This is a genomic window from Proteus columbae (genome assembly GCF_009914335.1).
Classification (GTDB): domain Bacteria; phylum Pseudomonadota; class Gammaproteobacteria; order Enterobacterales; family Enterobacteriaceae; genus Proteus.
In genome coordinates this window covers 1882732-1909139 of the sequence record NZ_CP043925.1, presented here as the reverse complement: position 1 = coordinate 1909139, position 26408 = coordinate 1882732, and the positions used below count along the sequence as shown (strand labels likewise).

General features: G+C 37.4%; 25 protein-coding genes and 1 pseudogene. 12 read left to right on the top strand and 14 right to left on the bottom strand.

Features of this window, described 5'->3' with window-relative positions; genetic code table 11:
* Positions 1-64: 64 nt before the first annotated feature.
* Entirely contained in the window at positions 65-1150 is a 1086-nt protein-coding gene (gene mnmH, locus F1325_RS09250; protein WP_109374030.1) for a tRNA 2-selenouridine(34) synthase MnmH, read from the bottom strand.
* A gap of 85 nt (positions 1151-1235) precedes the next feature.
* Between mnmH and F1325_RS09245 the strand changes: the two genes are divergently transcribed.
* The 4 genes from F1325_RS09245 (at position 1236) to F1325_RS09230 (ending at position 4712) form a co-directional block, all read left to right on the top strand.
* On the top strand, positions 1236-1643 hold the full coding sequence (locus F1325_RS09245; protein WP_109374029.1) for a DUF6122 family protein: 408 nt from the start codon (positions 1236-1238) through the stop codon (positions 1641-1643).
* A gap of 126 nt (positions 1644-1769) precedes the next feature.
* Entirely contained in the window at positions 1770-3122 is a 1353-nt protein-coding gene (gene yegD, locus F1325_RS09240) for a molecular chaperone (RefSeq protein WP_160230346.1), read from the top strand.
* A gap of 140 nt (positions 3123-3262) precedes the next feature.
* Positions 3263-4288: a threonine aldolase family protein gene (locus F1325_RS09235; protein ID WP_160230345.1), complete on the top strand. Its 1026-nt coding sequence runs from the start codon at positions 3263-3265 to the stop codon at positions 4286-4288.
* A gap of 160 nt (positions 4289-4448) precedes the next feature.
* Positions 4449-4712 carry a DUF3811 domain-containing protein gene (locus F1325_RS09230; RefSeq protein WP_040133167.1) on the top strand — a complete coding sequence of 88 codons (264 nt, stop codon included), beginning with the start codon at positions 4449-4451 and terminating at the stop codon, positions 4710-4712.
* A gap of 126 nt (positions 4713-4838) precedes the next feature.
* Here F1325_RS09230 and xylB read toward each other — a convergent pair whose 3' ends face one another.
* From xylB to F1325_RS09210, 4 genes are all read right to left on the bottom strand, one after another.
* Positions 4839-6293 (bottom strand): xylulokinase, encoded by a 1455-nt coding sequence (gene xylB, locus F1325_RS09225; protein ID WP_160230344.1) that lies wholly within the window; start codon positions 6291-6293, stop codon positions 4839-4841.
* A 72-nt stretch (positions 6294-6365) separates the two neighbouring features.
* Positions 6366-7682: a xylose isomerase gene (gene xylA, locus F1325_RS09220; RefSeq protein ID WP_109374025.1), complete on the bottom strand. Its 1317-nt coding sequence runs from the start codon at positions 7680-7682 to the stop codon at positions 6366-6368.
* Positions 7683-7692: 10 nt separating this feature from the next.
* The gene (nhaC, locus tag F1325_RS09215; RefSeq protein WP_160230343.1) at positions 7693-9168 is read right to left on the bottom strand and encodes a Na+/H+ antiporter NhaC; all 1476 of its coding nucleotides are present in this window, start codon (positions 9166-9168) and stop codon (positions 7693-7695) included.
* Between the two features lie 6 nt (positions 9169-9174).
* Entirely contained in the window at positions 9175-10344 is a 1170-nt protein-coding gene (locus F1325_RS09210) for a MalY/PatB family protein (protein WP_109374023.1), read from the bottom strand.
* A gap of 188 nt (positions 10345-10532) precedes the next feature.
* Between F1325_RS09210 and F1325_RS09205 the strand changes: the two genes are divergently transcribed.
* A complete protein-coding gene (locus tag F1325_RS09205) occupies positions 10533-11699 on the top strand; it encodes a XylR family transcriptional regulator (protein WP_040133172.1) in 1167 nt (388 codons plus the stop codon).
* A gap of 31 nt (positions 11700-11730) precedes the next feature.
* Here F1325_RS09205 and F1325_RS09200 read toward each other — a convergent pair whose 3' ends face one another.
* From F1325_RS09200 to F1325_RS09185, 4 genes are all read right to left on the bottom strand, one after another.
* Positions 11731-12021 (bottom strand): VF530 family DNA-binding protein, encoded by a 291-nt coding sequence (locus F1325_RS09200; RefSeq protein WP_040133173.1) that lies wholly within the window; start codon positions 12019-12021, stop codon positions 11731-11733.
* Between the two features lie 159 nt (positions 12022-12180).
* Complete coding sequence (locus F1325_RS09195; RefSeq protein WP_109374022.1) at positions 12181-13779, bottom strand: MFS transporter; 1599 nt, start codon at positions 13777-13779, stop codon at positions 12181-12183.
* A 64-nt stretch (positions 13780-13843) separates the two neighbouring features.
* Positions 13844-15712: an amidohydrolase gene (locus F1325_RS09190; protein ID WP_160230342.1), complete on the bottom strand. Its 1869-nt coding sequence runs from the start codon at positions 15710-15712 to the stop codon at positions 13844-13846.
* 277 nt (positions 15713-15989) lie between these two features.
* Entirely contained in the window at positions 15990-16670 is a 681-nt protein-coding gene (locus tag F1325_RS09185; RefSeq protein ID WP_109374020.1) for a Crp/Fnr family transcriptional regulator, read from the bottom strand.
* A gap of 136 nt (positions 16671-16806) precedes the next feature.
* Between F1325_RS09185 and add the strand changes: the two genes are divergently transcribed.
* Together add and F1325_RS09175 are read left to right on the top strand one after the other, a co-directional pair.
* Complete coding sequence (add, locus tag F1325_RS09180; protein WP_160230341.1) at positions 16807-17790, top strand: adenosine deaminase; 984 nt, start codon at positions 16807-16809, stop codon at positions 17788-17790.
* A 480-nt stretch (positions 17791-18270) separates the two neighbouring features.
* Positions 18271-18777, top strand: a pseudogene (locus F1325_RS09175) (winged helix domain-containing protein); the annotation flags it as partial.
* A gap of 181 nt (positions 18778-18958) precedes the next feature.
* On the opposite strand, the gene arsC reads toward F1325_RS09175, so the two are convergent.
* From arsC to F1325_RS09160, 3 genes are all read right to left on the bottom strand, one after another.
* Positions 18959-19384: a glutaredoxin-dependent arsenate reductase gene (gene arsC, locus F1325_RS09170; protein WP_109374017.1), complete on the bottom strand. Its 426-nt coding sequence runs from the start codon at positions 19382-19384 to the stop codon at positions 18959-18961.
* 10 nt (positions 19385-19394) lie between these two features.
* Positions 19395-20684 carry an arsenic transporter gene (locus tag F1325_RS09165; RefSeq protein ID WP_160230340.1) on the bottom strand — a complete coding sequence of 430 codons (1290 nt, stop codon included), beginning with the start codon at positions 20682-20684 and terminating at the stop codon, positions 19395-19397.
* A gap of 74 nt (positions 20685-20758) precedes the next feature.
* The gene (locus F1325_RS09160) at positions 20759-21094 is read right to left on the bottom strand and encodes a metalloregulator ArsR/SmtB family transcription factor (protein ID WP_109374015.1); all 336 of its coding nucleotides are present in this window, start codon (positions 21092-21094) and stop codon (positions 20759-20761) included.
* A gap of 712 nt (positions 21095-21806) precedes the next feature.
* Here F1325_RS09160 and F1325_RS09155 point away from each other — a divergent pair.
* On the top strand, positions 21807-22100 hold the full coding sequence (locus tag F1325_RS09155) for a hypothetical protein (RefSeq protein WP_109374013.1): 294 nt from the start codon (positions 21807-21809) through the stop codon (positions 22098-22100).
* Positions 22101-22201: 101 nt separating this feature from the next.
* On the opposite strand, the gene tehA is transcribed toward F1325_RS09155, so the two are convergent.
* Positions 22202-23179 (bottom strand): dicarboxylate transporter/tellurite-resistance protein TehA, encoded by a 978-nt coding sequence (gene tehA / locus F1325_RS09150; protein ID WP_244313561.1) that lies wholly within the window; start codon positions 23177-23179, stop codon positions 22202-22204.
* 239 nt (positions 23180-23418) lie between these two features.
* Between tehA and osmB the strand changes: the two genes are divergently transcribed.
* The 4 genes from osmB to F1325_RS09130 all read left to right on the top strand — a co-directional run bounded on the left by osmB (position 23419) and on the right by F1325_RS09130 (position 25392).
* Positions 23419-23640: an osmotically-inducible lipoprotein OsmB gene (gene osmB / locus F1325_RS09145; protein ID WP_109374011.1), complete on the top strand. Its 222-nt coding sequence runs from the start codon at positions 23419-23421 to the stop codon at positions 23638-23640.
* Positions 23641-23895: 255 nt separating this feature from the next.
* Positions 23896-24645, top strand: a complete 750-nt coding sequence (ydfG, locus tag F1325_RS09140; RefSeq protein WP_109374010.1) for a bifunctional NADP-dependent 3-hydroxy acid dehydrogenase/3-hydroxypropionate dehydrogenase YdfG — start codon at positions 23896-23898, stop codon at positions 24643-24645.
* A 139-nt stretch (positions 24646-24784) separates the two neighbouring features.
* On the top strand, positions 24785-25102 hold the full coding sequence (locus F1325_RS09135; protein ID WP_244185080.1) for a DUF1283 family protein: 318 nt from the start codon (positions 24785-24787) through the stop codon (positions 25100-25102).
* A gap of 53 nt (positions 25103-25155) precedes the next feature.
* Positions 25156-25392, top strand: a complete 237-nt coding sequence (locus F1325_RS09130; protein WP_099075341.1) for a DUF1161 domain-containing protein — start codon at positions 25156-25158, stop codon at positions 25390-25392.
* Between the two features lie 280 nt (positions 25393-25672).
* On the opposite strand, the gene bioD is transcribed toward F1325_RS09130, so the two are convergent.
* Positions 25673-26344 carry a dethiobiotin synthase gene (gene bioD, locus F1325_RS09125; protein ID WP_072068031.1) on the bottom strand — a complete coding sequence of 224 codons (672 nt, stop codon included), beginning with the start codon at positions 26342-26344 and terminating at the stop codon, positions 25673-25675.
* Positions 26345-26408 lie beyond the last annotated feature (64 nt).

Genomic DNA, 26408 nt, shown 5'->3' with positions numbered 1-26408 from the left:
TAACATAAATTTACGGGGCTTTTCTTTGGTATACGCATTTAATACAAGAAATCTTAGCTATCTACTAATTTTTAAACCACTGCATGACTTCTTCATAACTTCCTTGGTAAATAATTTTATCTTCCTTTTTACTTAATTGATAACGATACATAGGATCGTAATACTCTTTAAGTAAAGGGGTTAACCAAGAAAAATGCGCTTCTGTATTACCACTCATTTTTTGTGTTTCTAATGCTTTATCAAGTAATTGAGTTAATTCAGAGGCTCTTTGAGAGCCTAATCGACGACGTATTGCAAATAGCCCATGATGTAAATAATCACTATAAGCTTGCCAGCCTTCATTTTCGCCATAAACATCTAAAAAATCGTGTGTCATACGATCAAAATATTCTGCTTTCAAACGTTCTATGCGTCGTTCAAAGGGATCATCAACAACAACTATTGAAGCCTCAACCATTTTTGCTCGTAAACATTCAGGTAATCCATTGGCGCCAATAGCACGACCTTCATCCTCTAGTACCCATCGTGTATATTTCGGTGCTTTCTGCAACATTTCAACACCAAGATGGTTTTCAAATGTGGCTTGAGGAAATTGTTCTTCTACAGTGCGGCCAAAAGATGAACCTCGATGGTGTGCAATACCTTCAAGGTCAATACCCTCAGGTAATGAACGCACTAAAGTCGTTTTTCCATTACCGGTACATCCACCAATTAAGATAATAGGCCGTTGAACCAATTCATTGGTCATTTCAATAACAGTCTGTCTTAACGCCTTATATCCACCTTCTATTAATGGATAATCTATACCTATTTCTTTAAGCCATTGCTGAACTATATGAGAACGCATTCCTCCTCGAGCACAGCAAATATAACCATTGGGAAATTGCTCACAAGCTTCACGCCAAGCTGCAATACGGTTGTTACGAATTTCACCACTCACCAATTGATGCCCTAAATCAACCGCTTTTTGTGAACCTTGCTGTTTATAACAAGTCCCCACAGCAGCACGTTCTTCATCATTCATTAAAGGCAAATTGATAGCATTAGGGATCGAGCCTTGATTAAATTCAATAGGCGCACGCACATCAATAATAGGTGTGTTATTAGCAAGAATATGTCGAATATTTTGAGCAGAAAACGCTGATTCCATAATAAAAATTGTTATATCTAGTCTGGCTGAAAGATTGACTACTATACTCTTAAGAGCATGTGATGGATACTGTTACGAGGTTTATGTGATATTTGAGATTTTTAGAACGCTTTTACATTACAGCTTGCACTTTTTAGCCCCTATTTTATTAGGCTATCTTTTCTGGCGTAAGAATTGGAAGATAGCCTCACTTCTTATGATAGGAACAATGGCTATTGATATTGACCATTTGTTAGCAACACCTATTTTTGATCCCAACCGTTGTAGCGTGGGTTTTCACCCATTACATACCAGTTGGGCAGCTTTAATTTACTTAGGCATATGGTTTTTACCCTCATGGAAATTAAAAGCCATTGCGGTAGGGTGTTTATTTCATTTATTTACCGACTCGGTTGACTGTTATTTAGGTGGATTAAAACCCAATTTAACAATAACGATGAGTTGTGATAAAAATTACTTTATATCCGATCTAAATAGCAACTCTATTATCTAAGCCTCTAATATGCTGAATAATTTCACTTATTTTCTCTCTTTCAAGCCACATAATCTGATGGTAATTACAAAAAGCTTGATGTAGAGTGCTCAGTCTTTTTTTAATGAAGTCTATTGGGGAGGCTAAATGTTTATTGGCTTTGACTACGGAACATCGAATTGTTCTGTTGCAATGATGAAAGAGGGAAAACCCACTCTTTTGCCTTTAGAAGGTAATGATGTGTATATTCCATCAACCCTTTGTGCGCCAACCCGTGAATCCGTTTCTGAGCACTTATTTCGCCATTTAAATATTAAACCGTCCAGTGAAGTTGGCGAACAATTACTGAGAAAATCGATCGCGTTTAATCGAGAAGAAGATATTGAATTAGTTCCTGAAGATATTCTTTTCGGACAATCTGCATTAAGTTTATACCTACGTGATCCTCGTGATGTCTATTACGTTAAATCACCTAAATCCTTTTTAGGTGCATCAGGCCTACATGAGATACAAATTAGCTTCTTTGAAGATTTAGTTTGCGCCATGATGGCAAATATTAAGCACCAAGCAGAAAAAAGCACACAAGAAGCGATCACAGATACCGTTATTGGCAAACCTATTAACTTTAATGGGTTAGGTGGCGATGCTTCAAATAGGCAAGCTGAAAGCATTCTTATCCGTGCAGCTAAAAGAGCTGGCTTTAAGAATATTATGTTTGAATTTGAACCTGTTGCTGCCGGACTTGAATATGAGTCGACGTTAACTAAAGACCAAACTGTATTAATCGTTGATATTGGTGGTGGTACAACTGACTGCTCATTAATTCAAATGGGGCCAAGTTATCAAGGTAAAACCGACCGTTCAAACACATTACTTGCGCATAGTGGACAACGTGTTGGTGGTAATGATCTTGATATTTACCTTGCTTTTAAACAGCTTATGCCATTATTTGGTATGACAGGGTTAACGTCTTCAGGTATTAAATTACCTCTGAAACAGTTCTGGGATCCTATTGCGATTAATAATGTAGAAGCTCAAAAAGATTTTTATTCTCGTCAAAACCTTGCTGTATTAAATCAGTTAAGACGGGACGCAAAAGAGCCTGAAAAAATAACACGCCTTATTGAAGTCTATAATGAAACCTTGGGTTACAGCATTGTTCGACGTGCTGAAGAAGCCAAAATTGCCTTATCAGATTCTCCTGAATATATTGCCAATATCGCGTTATTAAGTGAAACCTTAGAATTAACGATTGAACGTGATCAAATGGTTGAATCTATTGAATCACCAAAAAGCAAAATGATTGAATTGGTTAATGATGCGGTAAAACAAGGGGGAATAAAACCGGACGCTATCTTTATGACTGGAGGTTCGGCTCGTTCGCCTATTTTATGCCAAGCAATAGAACAACAGTTACCCAATGTTCCTATTGTTAAAGGTAATGATTTTGGCTCTGTCACCGCAGGATTAGCACGTTGGGGCGAGGTTTGCTTTAAATAATTAATATCAAATAATCGGTTTTAAATAACTGACTTTTTCAATATATTAAAGCGCTTTACATTCAATCTTTGTATTGATTAGATGTAAGGCGTTTTTCTTTATAAAACACGATAAAAACACAACATTCGATAGGAGAACACATGTACCGCTTCCAAAATGATTATAATGAAATTGCACATCCTGCGGTCATGAAAGCAATCACTGATACAATAGGGCAACGCTATGATGGATATGGTATGGATAAGCTTTGTCATCAAGCTGCTCAATCAATAAAACAGCGTATTCAACAACCTGGTGCAGATATTCACTTTTTTAATGGTGGCACCATTACTAATTTAACCGCTATCTCTCATTTTTTACGTCCACACCAAGCTGTTATTTCTGTTAGTACTGGGCATATCGCTACACATGAAACAGGTGCTATTGAAGCAACGGGGCACAAAGTTATCACCACTTTTTCGGCAGATGGTAAATTAACGCCCGCATTGTTAAAACCTATTCTCGCTGAACATAACGATGAACACTGGGTTCAACCTAAGCTTGTTTATATTACGAATGCCACCGAAATTGGTACGGTTTATCGCAAAGCGGAGTTGCAAGCACTGCGTGATTTCTGTAACGAGCATAACTTATGGTTATATCTTGATGGTGCTCGTTTGGCAGCAGGATTAATGTCTGCACAAAGCGATCTGACTATCGAAGATATCGCTAGCTTAACCAATGCTTTTTATATTGGTGGCACTAAAATTGGTGCAATGTCAGCTGAAACGCTAGTGATTTGTCACCCAGCACTAAAATCTGATTTTCGTTTTAGCTTAAAACAAAAGGGTGGATTACAAGCGAAAGGCTGGTTATTAGGCGCGCAATTTGAAGCTTTATTTAAAGATGATCTCTATTTCAAATTAGGTAAACACCTTAATGAAATGGCATCACAATTAACTGAGTTCTTTACTGCACAAGGTTTTGAATTTTTAGCGCCACCAGAATCTAACCAAATTTTTGTTATTTTACCAAACACGATTGCAGAAAAATTAACACAGCAGTTTGTTTTTCATCGTGTTTTACTTGAAGACCCTAATTTGAGTTGTTTACGTCTTTGTACTTCTTGGGCAACAACACAACAAGATATTGATGAATTCAAAGTGACCTTTTTGAAATTAATTTAATTATTTAAGTTCGTTATTAAACTTCATCCATTACGCGCTTTTTTAAGGCGTAATGGATCTTCAATAAAATAGCGATCTAAATTTAAGAATATAGTGATGATGCAATAACGGGATAATGCTATATTAAAGACTCCTCACTCAACATAAGTAGGGTAATAGAATGAAGAAACTGACACTCCAAGAAATGACAGATGCCCAACAAATGCGAGTAAGAACCCGAATAGGTCAAGAGAGAAAGAAATTAGGGCGTGAATTAACGAATGCTGAAATGAACAAAGTCAAAGACTCCATTATTACCGAAATCTCCCTCGAAGTTGAAAAAGCCACCAAAAAAGCACAAGCCCTCAAGAAAAAACAAAAACTAGCCCCGAGTGATGAAACCTACAGTTGGTCAGCCAAAAACCACAGTCGGGGATATCGTTAATTTTTTGCCTTGCTAGTAAGTTCGATTACTAGCAAGAAGTTACCTTAAATACAGTAGAGCACAAAAAATAACGCCAACCTTTAAAAGGTTAGCGCTATTTTTTACCCTGATATTGACGCAATATTGTTATATTTCCATCGTCTCTATTAATGAATATAACTTTTTAAATGCATGATATTTTTTATCGTATATTTTATGTTTTTCTAAATTTGGTGTATGACGTTTTTTAAGCTTAGGTTGAGAAAGAATAACTTGTGATGAATGTGTGGGATTTACCGCAAATTGAGCCAATCTTGCTGCACCAAGAGCCGGGCCAACATCACCGCCTTGGCGATAATCAAGTGTTTTTCCTGTAATATCAGCAAGCAGTTGTCGCCAATATTCACTTCTGGCTCCACCACCAATTAATGTAATATTATCAGCTGATTGACCTGCATTTTCAGCAACTTCAATACCTTGCCGTAACGCAAAACTCACTCCTTCTAGAACCGCTTGGCATAAATCAGCTCGTTGATGCTCATGGGTTAATCCCCAAAAGATACCTTTCGCATTAGGGTTGTTATAAGGTGTCCGTTCACCTGAAAGATAAGGTAAAAAAAGTAGAGGGCTATCAGCAAAAGTAGCGTGTTCAACTTCTTCAAACATCGCATTCACACTCTCAATACCTGTTAGTTGACACACCCAATCAAGACATGATGCAGCACTCAGCATCACCGACATTAAATGCCAAGTATTAGGTAATGCATGACAAAAACTGTGTACGGCATTATCACTATTTTGGAGAAACTGTTCACTCACCACAAAATAAACACCCGACGTACCTAAAGAAAGCATTGCCTGACCTGGTTGATAAACACCCACGCCAATTGCACCTGCTGCATTATCGCCGCCACCAGCAATAATAGGTACTTGTTTCATCTGCCATTTTTTAGCGATATCAGCCAATAGATAGCCCGTTATTTGATTACCTTCAAACAACGTGGGCATTTGACGACGCGTTAATCCTGTTGCCTTTAAAAGCTCATCACTCCAATCTCGCTTTTGCATATCTAACCAAAGCGTACCAGCTGAATCTGACATATCACTGGCGAAATTACCGCTCATCTTCCAACGTAAAAAATCTTTAGGTAATAAAACATGTGCAATGCGTTGAAAGATTTCAGGCTCATGTGCAGCAACCCATTGTAGTTTTGGCGCAGTAAAGCCGGGCATAACTAAGTTACCCGTGATTTTTTTAAACTGAGGATATTGCGCCTCAAGCATTTGGCACTGTTTAAAACTGCGTCCATCGTTCCATAATATTGCAGGACGTAAAACCGCTTGCTGATCATCAAGCAAAACGGCGCCATGCATCTGTCCGCTTAATCCAATCGCCTCAATTTGATCCATTGGAAAATGACATCCAAGCTGAAGGATAGCTTCTTCTGTCGCTTGCCACCATTGTAGTGGATCTTGTTCTGACCATTGAGGGTGAAGGCGTGAAATTGCTAAAGGAACTGAATAGCTAGTGACAACGTCACCTTGTTCATTCATTATGATCGCTTTAACGCTTGATGTGCCTAAATCTAGCCCTAAATACATGAAGTTACCTCATGACCTGTATCTAATTAATAAACACAGCGGAAAACCCGCTGTGTTATTACATTGATGCTATTAACCAAAAATATAGCGATTCACTAAGCTTTCGAGCATTTCTTGGCGTCCACTTTGCAACTGTGGCGCTAGGGTATTGCTTTGTGCATATTTCGCCACATCTTCAAGGCTTAATTTACCTTGTAAGATATTTTGACCAAACTCCGCACTCCAACCTGAATAGCGCTGTGCAGTGAATTTATCAAGTCCACCATCTTGGATCATTCTTGCCGCAATGCGTAACGCCATTGCCATCGTGTCCATTCCTGAAATATGCCCATAGAAAAGGTCATATTTATCATTACTTTGACGACGAACTTTAGCATCAAAGTTTAAACCACCCGTTGTAAAGCCACCTGATTTAAGAATTTCATACATCACGAGTGCATTTTCTTCTACACTATTTGGGAATTGGTCTGTATCCCAACCTAATTGTGGATCGCCACGGTTAGCATCGACTGAGCCTAAAATTCCTAGCGCAATGGCAGTGGCAATTTCATGGTGGAAGCTATGTCCCGCCAATGTAGCGTGGTTTGCTTCAATGTTTACTTTGACTTCTTTTTCAAGGCCAAACTGTTTTAAGAAACCATAAACAGTCGCAGTATCGTAATCATACTGATGTTTTGTCGGCTCTTGTGGTTTTGGTTCAATCAATAATGTGCCTTGGAAACCAATTTTATGTTTGTGTTCAACAACCATCTGCATAAAACGGCCAATTTGCTCTCTTTCTTGGCGTAAATCCGTGTTTAATAGCGTTTCGTAGCCTTCGCGTCCGCCCCATAATACATAGTTTTCGCCACCCAGTGTTTTTGTCGCTTCCATCGCTTCACAGACTTGTGTCGCTGCCCATGCAAAAACGTCAGGATCTGGGTTAGTTGCCGCACCTGCACCATAACGAGGATTAGTGAAGCAGTTTGCCGTTCCCCATAATAACTTAACGTTGGTTTCTTCTTGTTTTCTCGCTAATACATCGGTGATTGCCGCCATATTAGAGATATATTCATTGATGTTATTACCTTCAGAAATAACATCGACATCATGAAAACAGTAGAAAGGAACATTGAGCTTATGAAAGAACTCAAAGGCAACATCGGCTTTGCGTTTTGCTTGCTCTAAGGCTTCACCCGGCGTTTGCCACGGTCTATCAAAAGTACCGATACCGAACATATCAGAACCATTCCAGCAGAAGTTATGCCAATAACAAGCCGCAAATCTTAGGTGATCTTCCATTCGCTTACCTAAAATAATCTCATCAGGATTATAGTAACGAAACGCTAATGGGTTATCGCTTGTTGTGCCTTCATATTGAATTTGTTCAATTTTATCAAAGTAAGACATGGAACCGTCCTTATTTAGTATCAAGTTGTAATTCTGAATGTGATTCAAGCTCAGCAGTCATTTCTTCCTGCTCTTCTGGTGTTAATTTGGCAATGCCAAAGCCCGTGAAACCCCACAACATGGCAAAGAAGATGCCACTCCAGCACAATACGGCCCAAGGTAAGTAATTTAAGGTTGCAACACCTAACGTACCTGCCATATAAGCCCCTGCGGCTGTCCACGGTAAAATAGGTTCAAAGATAGTGGCGGAGTCTTCGACAGTACGAGCGAGGTTTTTAGGGTGTAATCCTCGTTCGATATAGGCACCGCGTAACATTTCGATAGGAATAAGGATTGAGATTTGTCCATTACAGGTCACGCCAATCATGGTTAGCCCGCAAGCAATTGTGGCTAAGATCATTGAACCTGTTGAGTGAACCATTTTTAACAATGCATGGACAATTACTTCTAATGCACCACTTAACGATAAAGTACCGGCAAAAGAGAGGGCGCAGAAACAGATAAGCAAGGTGCTCATCATTGAGTTCATGCCACCACGATTTAATAAGTTACCTAATAATTCAGGGACTTCTTTATCTTGGATCATCGAGACATTAAAGCCATCAACTGCACTTTTTACGATGTCATGTAATCCAAAACCTTGAATAAGATAGGCGTTAAACATCGCGATTGCAGCAGAAGCTAACATCACTGGGATTGTGGGTTTCTTCGTTACTGAACCATATAAAATCACTAATACAGGAATGAGAAGGATCAGATTGAAGTTATAAACACTCTCAAGACCATTTGTAATTAATGTCACTTTTTCTGGCACACCTTGACCGGCTAAATCACCATTCATGCCATAAACCGTCATTACAATCGCGGTTAAAATCAGAGAAGGTAGCGTGGTATAAAGTAAGTGCCAGATATGCTGATAAAGGTCGATCCTCGCTGCCATTGCAGCAAGATTGGTATCACCTGATAATGGTGATAATTTGTCACCAAAATAAGCACCGGCAACGACGGCACCAGCGGTTGCAGCAAGGTTAGCATCCATACCGACGGCAACGCCCATAAAGGCAACACCGATGGTTCCCGCAGAACCCCATGACGTTCCCGTACAGACTGACACTAATGATGTAACCAATAATGCCGTAACATAAAGCATTTCTGGGCTGATCATTTTTAAGCCATAATAGATCATCAGTGGAATGGTGCCACCAATCATCCATGTGCCTATTAATAAGCCCACGCTGATTAAAATTAACAATGCGGGCATGGTTTTAGCAATTTTTTGTGAGATTGCCGTTAAGATCTCGTCATAGCGATATCCTAATCGTTTTACTAATAGCGCTGCTACAACTGTAGATAGCACCATTAAAGGCTCTGGTGGTAAATCAAAAGCAGCGTAGCCTCCACCTAATAGCACCACCATGGTGAATATAGGAAAGAGTGATTCGAGTAATGTAGGTGTTCTCGGGCTGTTTATCGTTTGCGTTTTCATTGTAATTTATTCCAAACTGGCGTGAGGTAAGGTACGAATAAGCCGAGTGAAAACGGTTTCTAATATTGAACGAGGTGTCGCGATATTAATGCGGAAAAAACCATCCCCAACCGCACCAAAACCACGCCCCCAACTCATTTCCACTTCAGCTAATGAAACAAACCAATGTTTTAGTTGTTCTTCAGATAACTGCATCTTTTGGTAGTTGATCCATAGCATGTAGGTGCCATGACTTTGAGTGATAACCCAATTAGGAAAGTAACGTTCACATTGTTCTTTTACCCAACGACGGTTATCAGCAAGGTACATTTTTAATTCACCAACCCACTGTTGGCCTTGTAAGGTATAGGCTTGTAAAAAAGCGGGTACTGAAAAATAGCCAGGATTATGAATACCCGCAGCAATTAAGCATTGCTTGAATTTTTCACGATATTCAGGATTGGCAATAACAATATTGGCAACTTCAAGGCCAGCTAAATTGAATGTTTTAGCGGGAGAAGTGCAAATAAAGGAGTGTTGTTCTACATATGTATTTACTGATGAAATAGGGTGATAAGTTGCGTCATCAAAAATAAAATCTGCATGCACATCATCAGAAATAATAAAAACCTGATATTTTTGCGCAAGTTCCGCTATTTTTAATAAGTCACTTTTTTGCCATACCGTTCCTGTTGGGTTATGTGGCGATAGCAAAATAAAGCAGACAGACTGTTTAAACTTACTTTCCAAGTCATCAAAATCAATTTCATAATAGCCGTCACGATAAATCAACGGACTTTCTAATAGTTCACGTTGATTGACACAAACGGCATTGCTAATAGGATGATAAGCTGGTGACAGCGTCGTGACTTTATCGCCCATTTGCGTAAAGTTTTGAATATAAAGCGAAACCGCTTGAATAATACGAGGACAAAACACAATCGTCTCAGAGGCAACAACCCACTGATATTGCGTTTTAAACCAATTGGCAGCAACATTATTCCAATCATGGCTCAGGTCGGTATAGCCATAAATGCCTTTAAGATTAAATTGAGTGAGTTCATTAATAATAAAATCAGGCGCAGGAATATCCATATCTGCAACAGATAACGGGATAACATTGGCGTTACTATTACACCATTTTGCACTATAGGTATTTTGCCTAGAAATTAATTTATTAAAGTTATTCTGATACATGAGAAATCTCCTCGGCAATCGGGTTTAAAAACAAAATACTCGTTGTTATTAACATTGGTTATTCCTATTTTTTACTTTGCTATTACGAAATTTGGCTTGTGTGATAGTAGTCACATAGCGATGAAAGCAAGTTCTAGCAAAATTAAAGCTGTGGTTTAATGCCTGGCTGGGTAATTAGGTAGAGTAAAATGAAAAAAGATAAATACTTTCGTATTGTGCTGTTATTCAACGCTAATAAAGTGTATGACCGACAAGTGGTTGAGGGTGTTGGAGAATATCTTCAAGCATCACAGTGTCATTGGGATGTATTTATTGAAGAGGATTTTCGTACTCGGCTTGATAATATAAACCGTTGGGTCTGTGATGGTATTATTGCTGATTTTGATGATCCCATTATTACAAAACATTTAAGCCAATTACCATTAGCGGTTATTGGTGTGGGTGGTTCTTATCATCAAGAAGAAAATTATCCATCTGTACCTTATATCGCCACAGATAATTATGAATTAGTCCAGCAAGCCTTTTTACATTTAAAGCAAAAAGGGCTTAAACACTTTGCTTTTTATGGTTTACCAGCCAAAGATCACCCTCATTGGTCTAATGAACGAGAGCATGCATTTCGTCAATTAGTTACCAGTGAAAAATATCCAGGCATTGTTTATAACGGCATGGATATTACCCAAGAAAATTGGCAACATGCGCAAAACCGTTTATCCGATTGGATACAAACATTACCCCCACAAACAGGGATTATTGCAGTCACCGATGCAAGAGCGCGTCATTTACTGCAAGTCTGCGATAATTTAAATATTAATGTGCCTGAAGAAATAAGCATTATCGGTATTGATGACGAAGATATGACTCGTTATTTATCGCGCATTGCACTTTCATCTGTTGTACAAGGCTCACGGCAAATGGGATATTTAGCAGCAAAGCTTTTACATCAAACATTAGAAGGGCACTCAACAGATAAACAGCAAAGAATATTAGTACCCCCTGTTAAAATTGTTGAGCGTCGTTCAACAGATTTCCATTCATTTAACGATCCTACCGTTGTACAGGCTATGCATTATATTTATTACAATGCTTGCAAGGGGATAAAAACGGAGCAAGTTTTAGATGCGGTTAATATGTCTCGTTCTAATTTAGAACAACGCTTTAAAAAAGAGATCGGCAAGACAATTCATACGGTTATTTATGAAGAAAAGCTCAAACGGGCTCAAAATTTATTAGCCACCACAACACTTGCGATACAAGAAATATCCGTGATGTGTGGCTATCCATCCTTGCAATATTTTTACTCTATCTTTAAAAAAGAATTTGGTATGACGCCGAAAGAGTTTAGGGATGAGTGAGATAATCATGGCAAAAGGGAAATAAAAACGCCTATCTCTTCCTACTATTCGCCCACGGATCACAGTCTGGGTGATCGATAACTTCAATCACATCATCAATATCTGCTTCAAGAGAATCAAGATATAGCGCTTCCACTTCTGCTCGCGCCCAAGGTGTTCTGCGCAAAAATTTTAAACTCGATTTCACGCTAGGATCACTTCTAAAGCAGTTAATTTTGATGAGTTGCCCTAATTTAGCCCAACCATATTTTGCTACTAGTGCATTTACTTGCATTTCAAGAGTGATGCCATGTAGCGGATCTTTAGAAATATGTCCTGTCATGATTTTCTCAAATACGTTTTAGTTATTTCAAAGGTAAGAAGCGGTGCAGAGTACAAGAAAGTAGAGTGAGAGGCAATGAAAGGATAAAACACATAAAACCGCCCATACACCTTATTGACCGAAATAAAAATAAATAAGGTGTATGAGCGATTGATGTAATTATTTTTTGGGTGAAAAAGCAGAGAAAGAGTGTGTCACTTTTTTAGCGCTAATTATTTTATCTAATTGTTGTTGCAACTGTTTGTCATCCATTGTCGCGCGATCATGTTGACGAAGATGCTCAGCCCAAGAAGCCACCATAAAAGTTTCCATATAAGTTTGAGCGTTATTCTCCGTAATCGCATCAGATGAAACAAATAATCCCCATGAATAACCACCATCTCTTAAACGAACCGTTTTTAGTCGATTCATTAAACTGAGAAATTGCTCACGGTGAATTGCTTCAATTTGATAATTGACGGTAATTAACACAGGGCTTTTATCTGTTGTGATCTCAATAAGTCCATCATCAAGAATAAAGTGTTCTGAATGCTGTAAGTTGATGTTGTCGTGTTCTAATTTGACACGCAAAACACATAACCAAACTAAAATAATCCCAACCATTGCACACAGCAACGCGATCGTCACTGAAGTATGTGAAGCGATTTGTCCCCAAACAAGAGATCCTAACGCCATAGAGCCTGAAAACACAGTTAAATAGAGTGCAAGACCTCTCGCACGAACCCAATTAGGTAATGCTGTTTGTGCAGAGACCATTAATGTGGAAAGGGTGATTATCCAACTAAATCCTGCAAGCATACTGGCGAAAATAGCGAGATATTTTGAAGTTGCACTGGCAAAAATAAATAACACCAAAGCTGTACCTATGGTGCCAAAAGCAATGAGTGTGCTGGTGCTAAATTTTTCACGTAATGTTGATAAGCTAAATGCGCCAACGACAGCACCAATACCAATGCTAGTCGTTAATAAACCGTATAATGTCGCATCACCTTGCAATGAGACACGAGCCACTAGTGGTAACATTGCCCAATAGGCACTTGCAAAAATAAAAAAGCTGGCTGCTCTTATAATCGTTTTTATCAACGCGGGGCTATAACGCGCATAACGTAAACCAGAAATCATTGCTGCCACAACAGATTCAGCAGGGAGTTTCTCTTCTTCTTTTTTCTCACCTTCCCACCACCAGACAGCAAGGATAATGGCGATAAAGCTCAAGGCATTAAGTAAAAATGGAAGATAAAGACCGACTTGAGAAATCAAAATACCTGCAAGTGCGGGGCCTATTGCACGGCTGATATTAATTCCCATACTGTTTAAGGCAATACCTGATTTTAATTCATGAGGCTCAACAATACTTGGCACAATAGCTTGCCATGCAGGGCCTAAAAACGCCGCACCAGAACCCAAAACAAAAGTAATTAATAATAACCAGCCAATACTGATAACATTGAAATAAACCAAAACCGCCAATAAAGTGGCAGCACAGAGCATTAAGATATTGACGAAAATAAGCAGTTTTCGTTTATCGAAAATATCAGCAATGGCTCCAGCTGGAAGTGCTAATAAGAAAACAGGTAATGTCGTCATGGCTTGAATAGCGGCAATCATAACGGGGTCAGGGCTTAGGTTTGTCATCAACCAACCAGCACCCACATCATTCATCCAAGTACCAATATTAGAAAATAGCGTTGCCATCCATAATACGAAAAAAATACGATTACGTAAGGGCGACCATGCAGAGGCGCGTTGCGTTGCCATCGTCTTATCTCTCTTTGTTTGAAATGGCCAGTAAATAAATTACCGACCATCGTTATCATAAAAATTAGAATGCAAAACAAGAACAGCCTAAAGCACCCCAAAATGCATTATCATCTGAAATAGGAATAGATGATTGGCGAGCGATATCATGTTGATGCCCATGAACATGGCAGGCACCACAGCATTGATGTAACTGATTTAATACCGCTGTTTTTGTCTCTTGTTGTAAGTAAGAATAATGACCTGGCACTTTGATCACAGGCGACCAATTTGGTAATACGGGAATAGACGGCGGTGTTAATGATGAAAAATCACCATTTGCATACACAATTTTTCCATCCACTACCGTTAAAAGTGATTCAATTGCTTTGATCTCGTTTTCTGGCACTCGAAAATAATCAGCAGAAAGGGCGATAAAATCGGCAAGTTGACCTGCTTTAATTTGACCTTTTTTACCTTGTTCATTGGAGAACCATGAACTCCCCATCGTCCATAACATAAGCGCTGTATCTCTGTCTAAACGATTATCGCCGTCATACATTTGCAGACCACCCACAGTACGCCCCGAAACTAACCAATAAAGCGCTGTCCACGGATTGTAACTAGCTACACGGGTTGCATCTGTACCTAATCCCACAGGCACTTCTGCATTTAGCATTTTGGCGATAGGCGGTGTTTGTTTCAGTGCTTTTGTGCCATAACGTTGTGCAAAATATTCGCCTTGGAATGCCATACGATGTTGAATTGCTAATCCACCGCCAAGCGCTTTAACGCGTTCAATATTTTTCTCACTGATGGTTTCAGCATGATCGAAAAACCAATGTAATCCATCGAAAGGAATGTCTTTATTTACTTTTTCAAAGACATCTAACATACGACTAATAGATTCGTTATAAGTGGCATGTAAACGAAATGGCCAGCGATGTTCGACTAAATGACGGATCACTTTTTCTAATTCAGCTTCCATATTTTCAGGAAGATCAGGTCTTGGCTGTAAGAAATCCTCAAAATCAGCCGCAGAAAAAACCAACATTTCACCAGCACCGTTATGGCGATAAAAATCACTGCCATCACCAGGTGATACCATTGATGTCCATTGTTGGAAATCTTCAAATTCTTGTTTTGGTCTTTGGGTAAATAAATTATAAGCAATACGAATAGTTAATTGATTATTCTTGGCAAGCTCATCAACGACTTGATAATCTTCAGGATAATTTTGAAAACCACCACCCGCATCAATAGCGCTAGTGATACCAAGACGATTCAATTCTCTCATAAATTGACGAGTTGAATTCACTTGATATTCAAGAGGTAATTTAGGGCCTTTTGCTAACGCAGAATAGAGCAACATAGCGTTGGGTTTTGCTATCAACAATCCGGTAGGGTTGCCATGTTCATCACGCTGAATTTCGCCTCCCGGTGGGTTTGGTGTCTCTTTGGTATAACCAATCGCACGTAAAGCGGCTTTGTTTAGCAATGCACTGTCATAGAGGTGTAATACAAAAACTGGCGTATCAGGAGAAACCGCATTTATTTCATCTAGCGTTGGCATACGGCGCTCTGCAAATTGAAATTCGCTCCAACCACCAACAACACGTACCCATTGCGGTGACGGTGTCACTTGTGCTTGTGCCTTTAACATATCAAGGGCAATAGAAAGCGAAGGTACGCCTTCCCACCGTAATTCAAGGTTATAATTTAATCCACCACGAATAAGGTGAAGGTGTGAGTCATTAAGCCCAGGAATAATAATGTGTTTTTTTAGATTAATGATTTTTGTTTCTGCATTTTGAAACTGCATCGCTTCATCATTTGAGCCAATAAAAAGAAATTTACCTTGATAAACTGCTATCGCTTGAGCGATAGGATTTTCTCTATCAAGAGTATGGATCTCACCATTGATAAATATTTCAGTCGCGAAAGTTTTATTCATGATTTTTGATTTCCTATTTAAAAGGAATTAACCCTTTATTAAATAAAAGGCGTGAGCGTACCGCGCTTTATTAGCAATACAGATAACTATTTCTTTTCAAAATGAATTAAAGATAAGAAAACAAGTTTTTTATGTTTATTCCAGCAGGTTTATTAAATTGTAGCTTAAGTTTATTTCATTACCATTTAAAACATTTGCTTTAAGGGATCAAAAAAAATGAACAAGATAAAGATGAGGTAATTAATTGATATTTAATTGAATATCTATTATTTAAAACTTATTCATTTGAATTATCAATGTAGGATAAGCATTCACAATTTAATACCGTTATCGATTTGTTCTTTAATGTAATCGCTTTAATACTCACTAAATGTGCTAAAGCGCGGTTTAATTGTCTGGTTGAGATCCCAAGCATTGCCGCTAATGGATCTCTTTTTTCTAATTGAAAAGAGAGTCCTTCTTGCTGAGTTTTAAAAAATAAATATCGGCGTAATTTAAATTCTGAAGAATAGGGGGATTGAGAGTGTTTTAACGATGATTGATAAAGTTTTTGGCTTAATTGTTGGCAAATAAAGGTCAAAAAATTTGCATCTTGTAATGCTTTTTGTCTGACAATAGAAAGCGGTAACGCTAATAAATAAGAAGGTACTAAGGCTTGTACAGTACTAAACACCATTTCATCTTTGGCTGAGAAAAGCTCTAAATCGCCAATAACACAGAAAGCTTGTTCAAAAGAAAAAACCACATGCTCACCATTTATTTCGTAGCGTTCAATCTGTAATTTTCCTTCCACTAAGCAGTATAAATGTGTTGCTTGGCTATTTTGCGTTATTAAGTATTCTCCTCTTTTCACTTCCATTAATCGCATAGAAGATAACAATGCATTAGATAAATAAGTATCGAGTTGATGCATTAAAATAAAAGCGTTACGTTTTTGTTCATCATTAACTATTTTCACTTTTATTTTCCTTTCGTAATTAAGATCCAATTTATTATCGAAAATAGCATACTTTTCAAAAAATGACATATGTCCTTTTTTAGGCTGGTGGAGATTATTACTATCATGATATTCCTAATATTTAGAGTCTATATTGATGACATTTAATCCTAGTTTATTACCTAAAGTTGAGCTTCATGTGCATTTAGATACCTGTTTAAGCTATTTTTATATTAAACAGCTAGATCCAACAATAAGCATTGACGAGTTTAATCAGCAATTTGTTGCTCATAAACCCTGTTTTGATTTGGGCGATTTTTTAAGTAAAGTCATACCACAAATTGATATTTTGCAGACAAAATCTGCAATTACACTGGCTGTTGACGATCTGTTTTATCAGTTGAAAGCAGACAATGTTATTTACGCTGAGATACGTTTTGCCCCGTTATTACACACAAAACAAGGCTTAACAGATAAAGAAGTCGTTGAAGTTGTTATTTCTGCAATGAATGAAGCCTCTCAAAAATATGATATTAAAGCTAGATTAATTTTATGCACACTACGTCATTTTAGTGTATTAGAGAGTCAGGAAACCGCTAAATTGGTTGTGGAATACCTTCATAAAGGCGTGGTTGCCCTTGATTTAGCCGCTGACGAAGCACGTTTCCCTTTAGATAATCATATTGCTGCTTTTGATTATGTTAAAAAAGCAGGAGGTAATTTAATTGCTCATGCAGGGGAAGCGAAAGGCGCTGAAAGCGTTACTGAAACATTGGATAAGCTGCAAGTTACTCGAATTGGTCATGGTGTAAGAAGTATTGAAGATAGTGAAGTAATTAACAGGCTTAGATCTCAGAATATATTATTAGAAGTTTGTCCAAGCTGTAATATTATCTGCAATATATATGAGCAAATAGACCAACACCCAGTTAATCAGCTAAAAAAGCAGGGTGTTAAATTAAATATTAATACCGATGCGCGAACGGTTGCCAATACTTCATTAAATAAAGAGTATCAGTTATTGTATGATGTTTTTGGTTGGAGCGAAAAAGACTTTATCGATGCTCTTAATGCCAGTTTTATTTCCAATAACGTTCGTGAAAAACTAATGGATAAGCTAAACGACTTTTACGCAAAATAGCAATTCACGCATCATAATCATAAGAAAGAACACTTTTATTTTTAAGGTGTTCTTTCTATTACAAGGGTGGTTAATAAGACATCAAGGATACAGGGAAGTCACCATCAGCTAAAAAGGCTATAAAATATTTGCTCAGTATTTTAATGTAAAAAGGTAAGGAGAAGGTTTGATACGAAATTGGCCATTATGTGGGGGTATTAATAAGGTTCACAAAGTCTGAGTTTATACATTGAATTCAATTTAACATAATATACATTATGCGAACCTAAGTATCTAAATACGGATAGGCACTGAAATCTCTGTTTTTGGCTGGTTGATTAATGTTGGTTGATTCTTAACTTAACGCTTATTTGCCAATGCTTTTTCTAGATCTTGAATATAGGCTTTTTGTCTTTTTCTTCAAAGCCACAAACATTCCCCTGACAGTTATTAACTACCATTTGACGACAAACAAAAATATCACAATGTATTACTTCTATAAATGGCCGTGATTTGCTGAGTAGCTTTGCAGACTATGCACTAGAACAAGATCTGGGTGGGATCAATTATGGCGATCCAAACCTGACAGTACGCGACAATGCAGGAATAATGGAAGCTCATGAAGTTGAACACCTGCGCGCCATGATGATTGAGATGATCAACAAGCCCGGTGATTTTGAACAGTGGTTAGGCCGTTTTGCAACTACACCGCGTCATGAGCTAGATATTGCACCTTCAGAACCACCTTATCAGCCAGAAGAAATACTGAATGCGTTGAATGACGGTGAAAAACTGATCCGACTAAGCGGACTGCGCGTCCTACGCATCGGAGAAAGTTTCTTTGTGAATACAGAAGCTTGGGCTACCAAAGAAACGAAGGGAGCAGATGCATTATGCCAGTTTACAGAAGTTGGAGCAGATCAACTTGGTGAAGCATTGAAGAACCCAGCCTTTGTTGCGGAATTAACCGAATTTATCAATCAAGGATATTGGTACTTCGAAGAATAAGCGATATTTGCTGAATATGATAAAACACCTGCTTGCGGGTGTTTTATTTTGTCGTTTCCGCCCTCCTTCTTTCTCAAGTCAGATGGTGTTGTCTTCTTAACTACAAACTACAACAAAAAAACCTCGTCTTAACGAGGCTTCTATTACTGTAAAATACCGTAAAAATAGTTAATAGATTCTTTTATATCAGCCTATTCCCTTTTTCATCGACAACATTTTGTCCATCTTCTTTTGAAAAGGCACCTTTCTGTGCTTTTGGAAGAATATCTAAAACGACTTCTGAAGGACGGCATAACCGAGTTCCTAATGGTGTCACAACAATAGGTCTATTGATTAATATTGGATATTGCAGCATATAATCAATAAGTTGCTCATCAGTAGCATCAATATGACCAAGACCTAATTTATCATAAGGTTCAACATTCTTTCGTAATAAAACTCTAACCGAAATATTCATATCAGCAATGAGTTTTTCTAAAATCTGTTTAGATGGTGGAGTGTCTAAATAATGGATAATTTCAGGCTCTATTCCACTATTTCGGATCATTTCAAGCGTATTGCGAGAAGTACCACAATTTGGATTATGATAGATTGTAATATGGCTCATAATGTCACCATCAATTTATTAACGTAAGTCTAAGTACTAAAGCAATTAATGTTACTGTCAGCACTGGAATAGTCATAATAATGCCCGTTTTGAAATAATATCCCCATGTAATAGTCATTTTTTTTTGTGATAATACATGTAGCCACAATAAAGTTGCTAAACTTCCTATTGGTGTAATTTTTGGACCGAGATCGGCACCAATGACATTGGCATAAATCATCGCCTCTTTAATTAAACCCGTCGCATTACTACCTTCAATAGATAAAGCACCTACAAGAACAGTTGGCATATTGTTCATAATTGAAGATAAAAATGCGGTAATAAACCCCGTTCCTAATGTCGCTTCCCATATTCCTTTTTCTGCCAATGTGTTAAGTACTTCTGATAGATAATGAGTCAAACCCGCATTGCGTAATCCATAAACAACAAGGTACATACCTAATGAAAAAATAACGATTTGCCAAGGTGCTCCTCGTAAAACTTTTCGAGTATTAATCGTCTTTCCTTGTGCCGCGACAAACCACAAAATTACGGCGCCAACAGCTGCAATGGCACTAATCGGAATACCCAACGGTTCCAGTATGAAAAAACCAAGCAATAAAAGAAGCAATACCAACCAACCTGCTTTGAATGTTTTCACATCTTTAATCGCTGTCGCAGGCATCGCTAATTTAGAGGTGTCATATTGCTGAGGAATATCTTTGCGGAAAAACCAATGCAACATAATTAATGTCGCGATAATAGCGGCAATATCAACCGGAACCATCACTGAGGCATATTCCGTAAATCCGATATTAAAGAAATCAGCAGAGACGATATTGACTAAATTTGAAACAATTAAAGGCAAACTTGCGGTATCTGCAATAAATCCTGCCGCCATAACAAAAGCCAATGTTGTGCCTTTACTAAATCCAAGAGCGAGCAACATTGCAATCACAATGGGTGTTAAAATAAGTGCAGCGCCATCGTTAGCAAACAGTGCAGCAACGGATGCACCTAGCAGGATAATATAGCTAAATAAAAGACGACCTTTACCACCGCCCCATTTTGCAACATGAAGTGCTGCCCATTCAAAAAAGCCACTTTCATCTAAAATCAGACTGATAATAATAACAGCAACAAATGTGGCAGTTGCATTCCAGACGATATTCCAAACCACAGGAATATCTTGAAGATGAATGACACCTAACAGTAGCGCAACTAGTGCACCCGCGGTTGCACTCCAGCCGATACCTAAACCTTTAGGTTGCCAAATAACAAAAGTGATTGTTAAGACAAATATTAATACTGCAATAAACATAAAAACCTCTTTCAGAAGACTTATCTTCTAGCTTTTCATATCTGTTTTTTCGTATATATAAAATTAAAAAAATTTTATTCAGAGCAGCAACTAACCGCTCCTTTCTTTTCAATAGTTCGAAGCAAATCTGCTATTTTATTTTTCTCTGTCGCGTAGGTGATTTCAATAATATTTTTCACCCACGGTAATAATGTGGGAGATAAACGATAATGAACCCATTTCCCATGTTTAGAATCAAGCAATATCCCACTTTCCCGCAACATAGCTAGGTGGCGAGAAGTCTTCGGCTGGGATAAGTTTAGGGCTGTATAGATGTCACAAACACACAACTCGCCAGATGCTTTAAGTAGCAACACAATATCTAGCCTTGTTTGATCACTTAATACCTTAAATAATTGCAATGGTTCCATATTTGCTCCTCTCTTTAGATTAGCTAAATTACACTTACAACATATATCTGTCAAATCAGATATGTTTTAATGATTACTTTTGCAATCACCTTTCCACACAGAAAGCATACCCTGTTGACTTAATAACCAATGGGGTGAGAATGCACTAATACTTTAATTTATAGCTGTATCTGTATCCCCTTACTTCCATTCGCTAAAAAATGCAGCGACGACATATTTCTTCATTATTTTTCAAAGCACATTTTCGATGAGTATATTAATGGCGGAGGAGCCAAAGGTGGCGGTGTATTATATATAATGGTGTTAATTCCATTGATCATACCGTTAGCAATAGGATATTTTATCTATCAAATTAAAAAGCATAGAAAAAAACAAAGTTAATGAGGTTTCTTTTCATCGCTGTTAGTGAATAATTGGGAATTTCTTCGCTTTTCAAAACAGGATGATCAACGTTTAGATGCCTTATTTAATAATCATCTCGAATTATCCTCAAAGGTGATTATTATTCGCGATATTTCTTTATGTGTGGATGTATGTAATAAAAAAATCATAAGCAAATAATCAATTAATAACTTTGCCCTCTTTATATATTAATTTAGCCATCTTACCCATATATGTATTTATCTATTTTTATTTATCGATATAATAGCTTATCTTTATAAAAAATATCATAACTCATTGTGTGCTTTATATTTGACAAGGAAAATAAATAATGAAAAATAATATGATGTCTTTTACTTCGGCATTATGTTGGCTAAGTTTTTGGTTCGGTGCCGTTCTTGTTGGTGCATCATGGTTATATGCAAGGTTACAAGAAAAGGTATTTCTAACTGGATTAGATAAAGGATTTTTAGAGTTAACATCACCAGATAGCACTGTCGCATTAATGTTATCGATTGGTATTATGATGGTTGCTTTAGGTTTGATTTATGTTCCTTTATATTACTCAGCCATGTTTATCGGTAATACCGTGGCTATTTTAAGTAGAAAGCCTATTAGAATTTAATTCTACCTATTAAAGTATTTTAATATTTTATTGAATTATCTTTCGTCTTAAAATAACAAGAGTCTAAAGGATCTTGTTTAGGCTCTCTTTTTCTATGGTTATTAAAATACTTTAGATGGACAACATAATTTTTTTAGCCCTCTAAAAACCCATAATAATGAATGCCAAATCAGTAGTAAGATAATTAAATTAGCAAAGATAAATAGTGCCGTTGATAATAACTGCATAAAATGGCTATTAGATGCCATACTCATATTTAATGATGCTTTTGCTAACGCAGAGACACCAAAGGAAAAACTCCAAAATGGTAATGAAAATGACTGTTTAACAAACCAAGGGATTAATCTCACCATAAATAAAAGTTGTAATAGGCCATAGCCTAATAACATTTTAGCGAAGAAGTCGATATGATTATCATTGATAGCCAAATATGCACTACAGGCAACTAAAGCAGGAGCTAATTGAATACCAAATGAGAGCCGTAACTTTTCATCCATTAACCCTTCACTACGTATTCTTTTTAAAATAGCAGGTTCTAAACTTAACCAAGAAAATACGCCAGCGCCAAAAAATAAAATACCCAAATCATTAAATCCAAATGCACCACATGCCATAGCACAGATAAAGTTATTCGCCACTGTAGGTAAATATAATACAGGTGTGGTTGCCATTTTAGGATATTCACCCTTCCATTGATAACCAATCAGCCAACTGGAATACGCTAACTGAGCAATCGCACCGAGGCTAAATAATACAAGAGAAAATAACGGTGAATAAGGACTTAAACCTATCGATACTAAGACTGTTGTTGCGGGAAATAAACTGGTAAATCCACTGGCAACGGGATGTTTAACTTCATCAAGAATACGTTGTCGATGGAATAACCATTTGCCCAATAAAAATAACGTCAGTGTTAACCAGACCAAATAACCCACACTAATAAATATTTCACCAATATAAGCTGGATAGTTATGCTCTTTAGCCGCATAGCGCCATGCCATACCCGTACCTATCATCCCCAGTACTACACCAAAATAGCCCGATGCAAATTGTGAAGAGAGTATCTTAAATTTATTCATTAATATCATGCTGTTATCTTAACTCATATAAATGACATAGTGCATTGATGCTTTTCTTCTGAACATAGAATAATAATATAGATAATAAAAATTATTTTGATAAATCGCATTTAAAATATAAGTTATGAATTATGACTCACTTTAAGAGTTTTCTCCCCTTATGTTCCCGAATATTCTGATGCTCGTATAAATACGATAAAGATATCTTTATATTGTCCTTTATTTCGGAGTTTATAAAAATGAATATCACGTTAAAAAAGGTTGGAACACTGTGTGTCGCTTCTGTTCTGCTTTTTTCACTTGCGGGTTGTTCTAGCATGACAAAACGCGACCGTAATACAGCAATTGGAGCCGGTGCAGGTGCTATCGGTGGTGCTATTTTAACTGATGGTAGCGCATTGGGTACTATTGGTGGCGGCGTCTTGGGTGGTGTTATTGGTCATCAAGTTGGTAAAAAATAACTGATATTGTCTTATTCAGCTAGGCTGGGTTTGTTGCTCAATAAGCCCAGTCTCAACATTGTTAATTGCTATATCTAATCCCTCTTATCTTACAGTTGAAAACAAAAATCTTACTTATTATTAAAGATAAAAATCTTTCATATAAGAAAAGGATCTTGTTTTTAGCCTGATTTATCACAAACCCTACTTTTAAACTTGACTCTTTCTAGTGATAGCCTTTTACTTTCAATTATTATAACTATCGAGGGTAATTAAATGATTATTTTTATCACGGGTGCTTCTGCTGGTTTTGGTGAAGCCATTGCTCGTCATTTTATCAGCCACGGACACAAAGTTATTGGTACAGCCCGTCGTTTGGATAAACTGAATAACTTGCATAAAGAGCTAGGTGAACAATTTTATCCATTGCAGTTAGATGTGACAGATAAAAAAGCAGTCAGTGAGATTTACACCCAATTACCTGAAAAATGGCGCGAAATTGATGTGTTAGTCAATAATGCAGGATTAGCCCTAGGTTTAAATACCGCGGATAAAGCCAACCTTGATGACTGGGATACGATGATCGAGACAAATAATAAAGGTCTGGTTCATGTCACCCGCGCTATTCTTCCTTTTATGGTAGAAAGAAACAAAGGTCATGTTATTAATATCAGCTCAACTGCCGCATCTTGGCCTTATATGGGCGGTAATGTTTATGGCGCCACTAAAGCATTTGTTAAACAATTTAGTTTAGGATTACGTGCTGATCTCCAAGGTAAAAAAGTCCGTGTGACCGATATTGAACCAGGACTTGTTGGTGGTACAGAGTTCTCATTAGTTCGTTTTAAAGGTGATAGTAATAAAGTTGAGCAAACTTATGCTAATGCAAATGCGTTAACACCTGAAGATGTGGCAGAAGCGGTATATTGGACAGCAACATTGCCTGCTCATGTGAATATCAATACCCTAGAAATGATGCCTGTTAGCCAATCATTTGCAGGCTTAAGTGTTCATCGTCAAAGCTAAACGCACTGAAAACTCATATTTTATTAAAGCATCAGCTATAATTATTAAGATATAATAGTCATTGACAGTAATAGCGACATAACTTTAGAGGATAGCAACCATGATCAACACACTCACTAAGAAACAAGTTATCAGAACAATGGTGTTCTCCTTATTTCTTGGTTTATCAGTGTCTTCTTTTTCTTCTGTTGCCGCTTCCACTAATGTAACCATTAATGGTGATGGCTATGATAATGTCTTAGATAAAGAACAAGCTCGACAAATGAAAGAGGATTGGGATCAAAAGCGTGAGCTACGTACCCAAGTCAATCAGCGAGAAAGAATTGAATTTAATAAAGTAGATAAAGCCATTGATGAGCGGGATGCTTGTCTGAAAAGTGCAAACGTCTACGCTTATTGGGAGCCTGAAACTCGTCGTTGTTTAGACAGTAATACGGGGCGCCCTGTTAACCCATAAGAAAATCGTGTAAAACAGTGATGTTTTGCTTTGTAAAACAAGGAGTGATTGAAATGAAAAAATATGTATTTGCAGTAATGGCCACACTGGTTGCATTTGCACCTTTAGCCGCGAATGCGGGTTGTGATGAAGTCGTTGAGTCTATTCAACAAAAAATCGTTAATAATGGTGTGCCAGCCGCTAACTTTACTTTAACTGTCGTTGAAAACGACCAAGTTGCACAAACAGAAGGTAAAGTTGTTGGAACTTGCGAAAATGACAGCAAGAAAATCATCTATACTCGTCATTAATCTATAAGTTGATAAAATCTTGTGATTAAAAAAGGGCGCAATGTTAGCGCCCTTTTCCTTTCCACTGTTTATCAATGACTACGCTTCTGATTTATCTGATCCGCTCTATCTTATTTAGTCTTAATTTTATGTGCTATTTTTATCATTAGTTATGTTTGCAACTAAATCAGAAAAAACAAAAACACCCAATGAATTTACTCATCAGGCATTTAAAAGTAACAAGTTTGGTATCGTTTAAAAACAGATAGCAATCCACTTCGTTACTTATTTATATTCTCTCTTAAGCAGGTACAGCGATTTCCAACTGACTTAAATCGAGGTAACAAGAGAGATCACGTTCTTCAGGACGTAATAAATACGGGATTTCACCAATCAGTGGTGCAGGAATATGCTGAGACAGCCTTTCCACAATTTTCGCGTAATAAGGTAATCCTGGATTTATTCTGTTTGCAACCCAACCTACTAATTTCAAACCATCATTGATAATAGATTGCGCTGTTAATATTGAGTGATTGACACAGCCTGGTTGAATACCAACAACCAAAACAACTGGGATTTGTTCTTTCACCACCCAATCAGAATAAAAAGTATTATCATCAAGCAGATAACGCCAACCACCATTACCTTCGATAACAACACACTCTGCTTTTTTACTTAAATTGTCGAGCTCATTTGAAATTTTATTAAAATCGATTTCATTTTCGCTAACATAACAATTATCAAGCAAAATAGGATTAATTTCGTCGTAGCGAACTTCAACTGGTGATGAATTATGAATAATCATAGCGTCACGATTACGTTCACCATCAGCCGTTTCATGTAATTCTGTTGCAATAGGCTTATAACCTACTGCCGTTGACCCGCCACGATTTAATGACTGAAGAAGTGCTCGGGTTACAACAGTTTTACCCACGTTGGTATCTGTCCCCGTAACAAAAAAGCGTGTTAACATATAATTTACTTCCGTTATGACAGATAAATCAGGTTCATAAAAAATGACAGAGATTAGAGTTTAG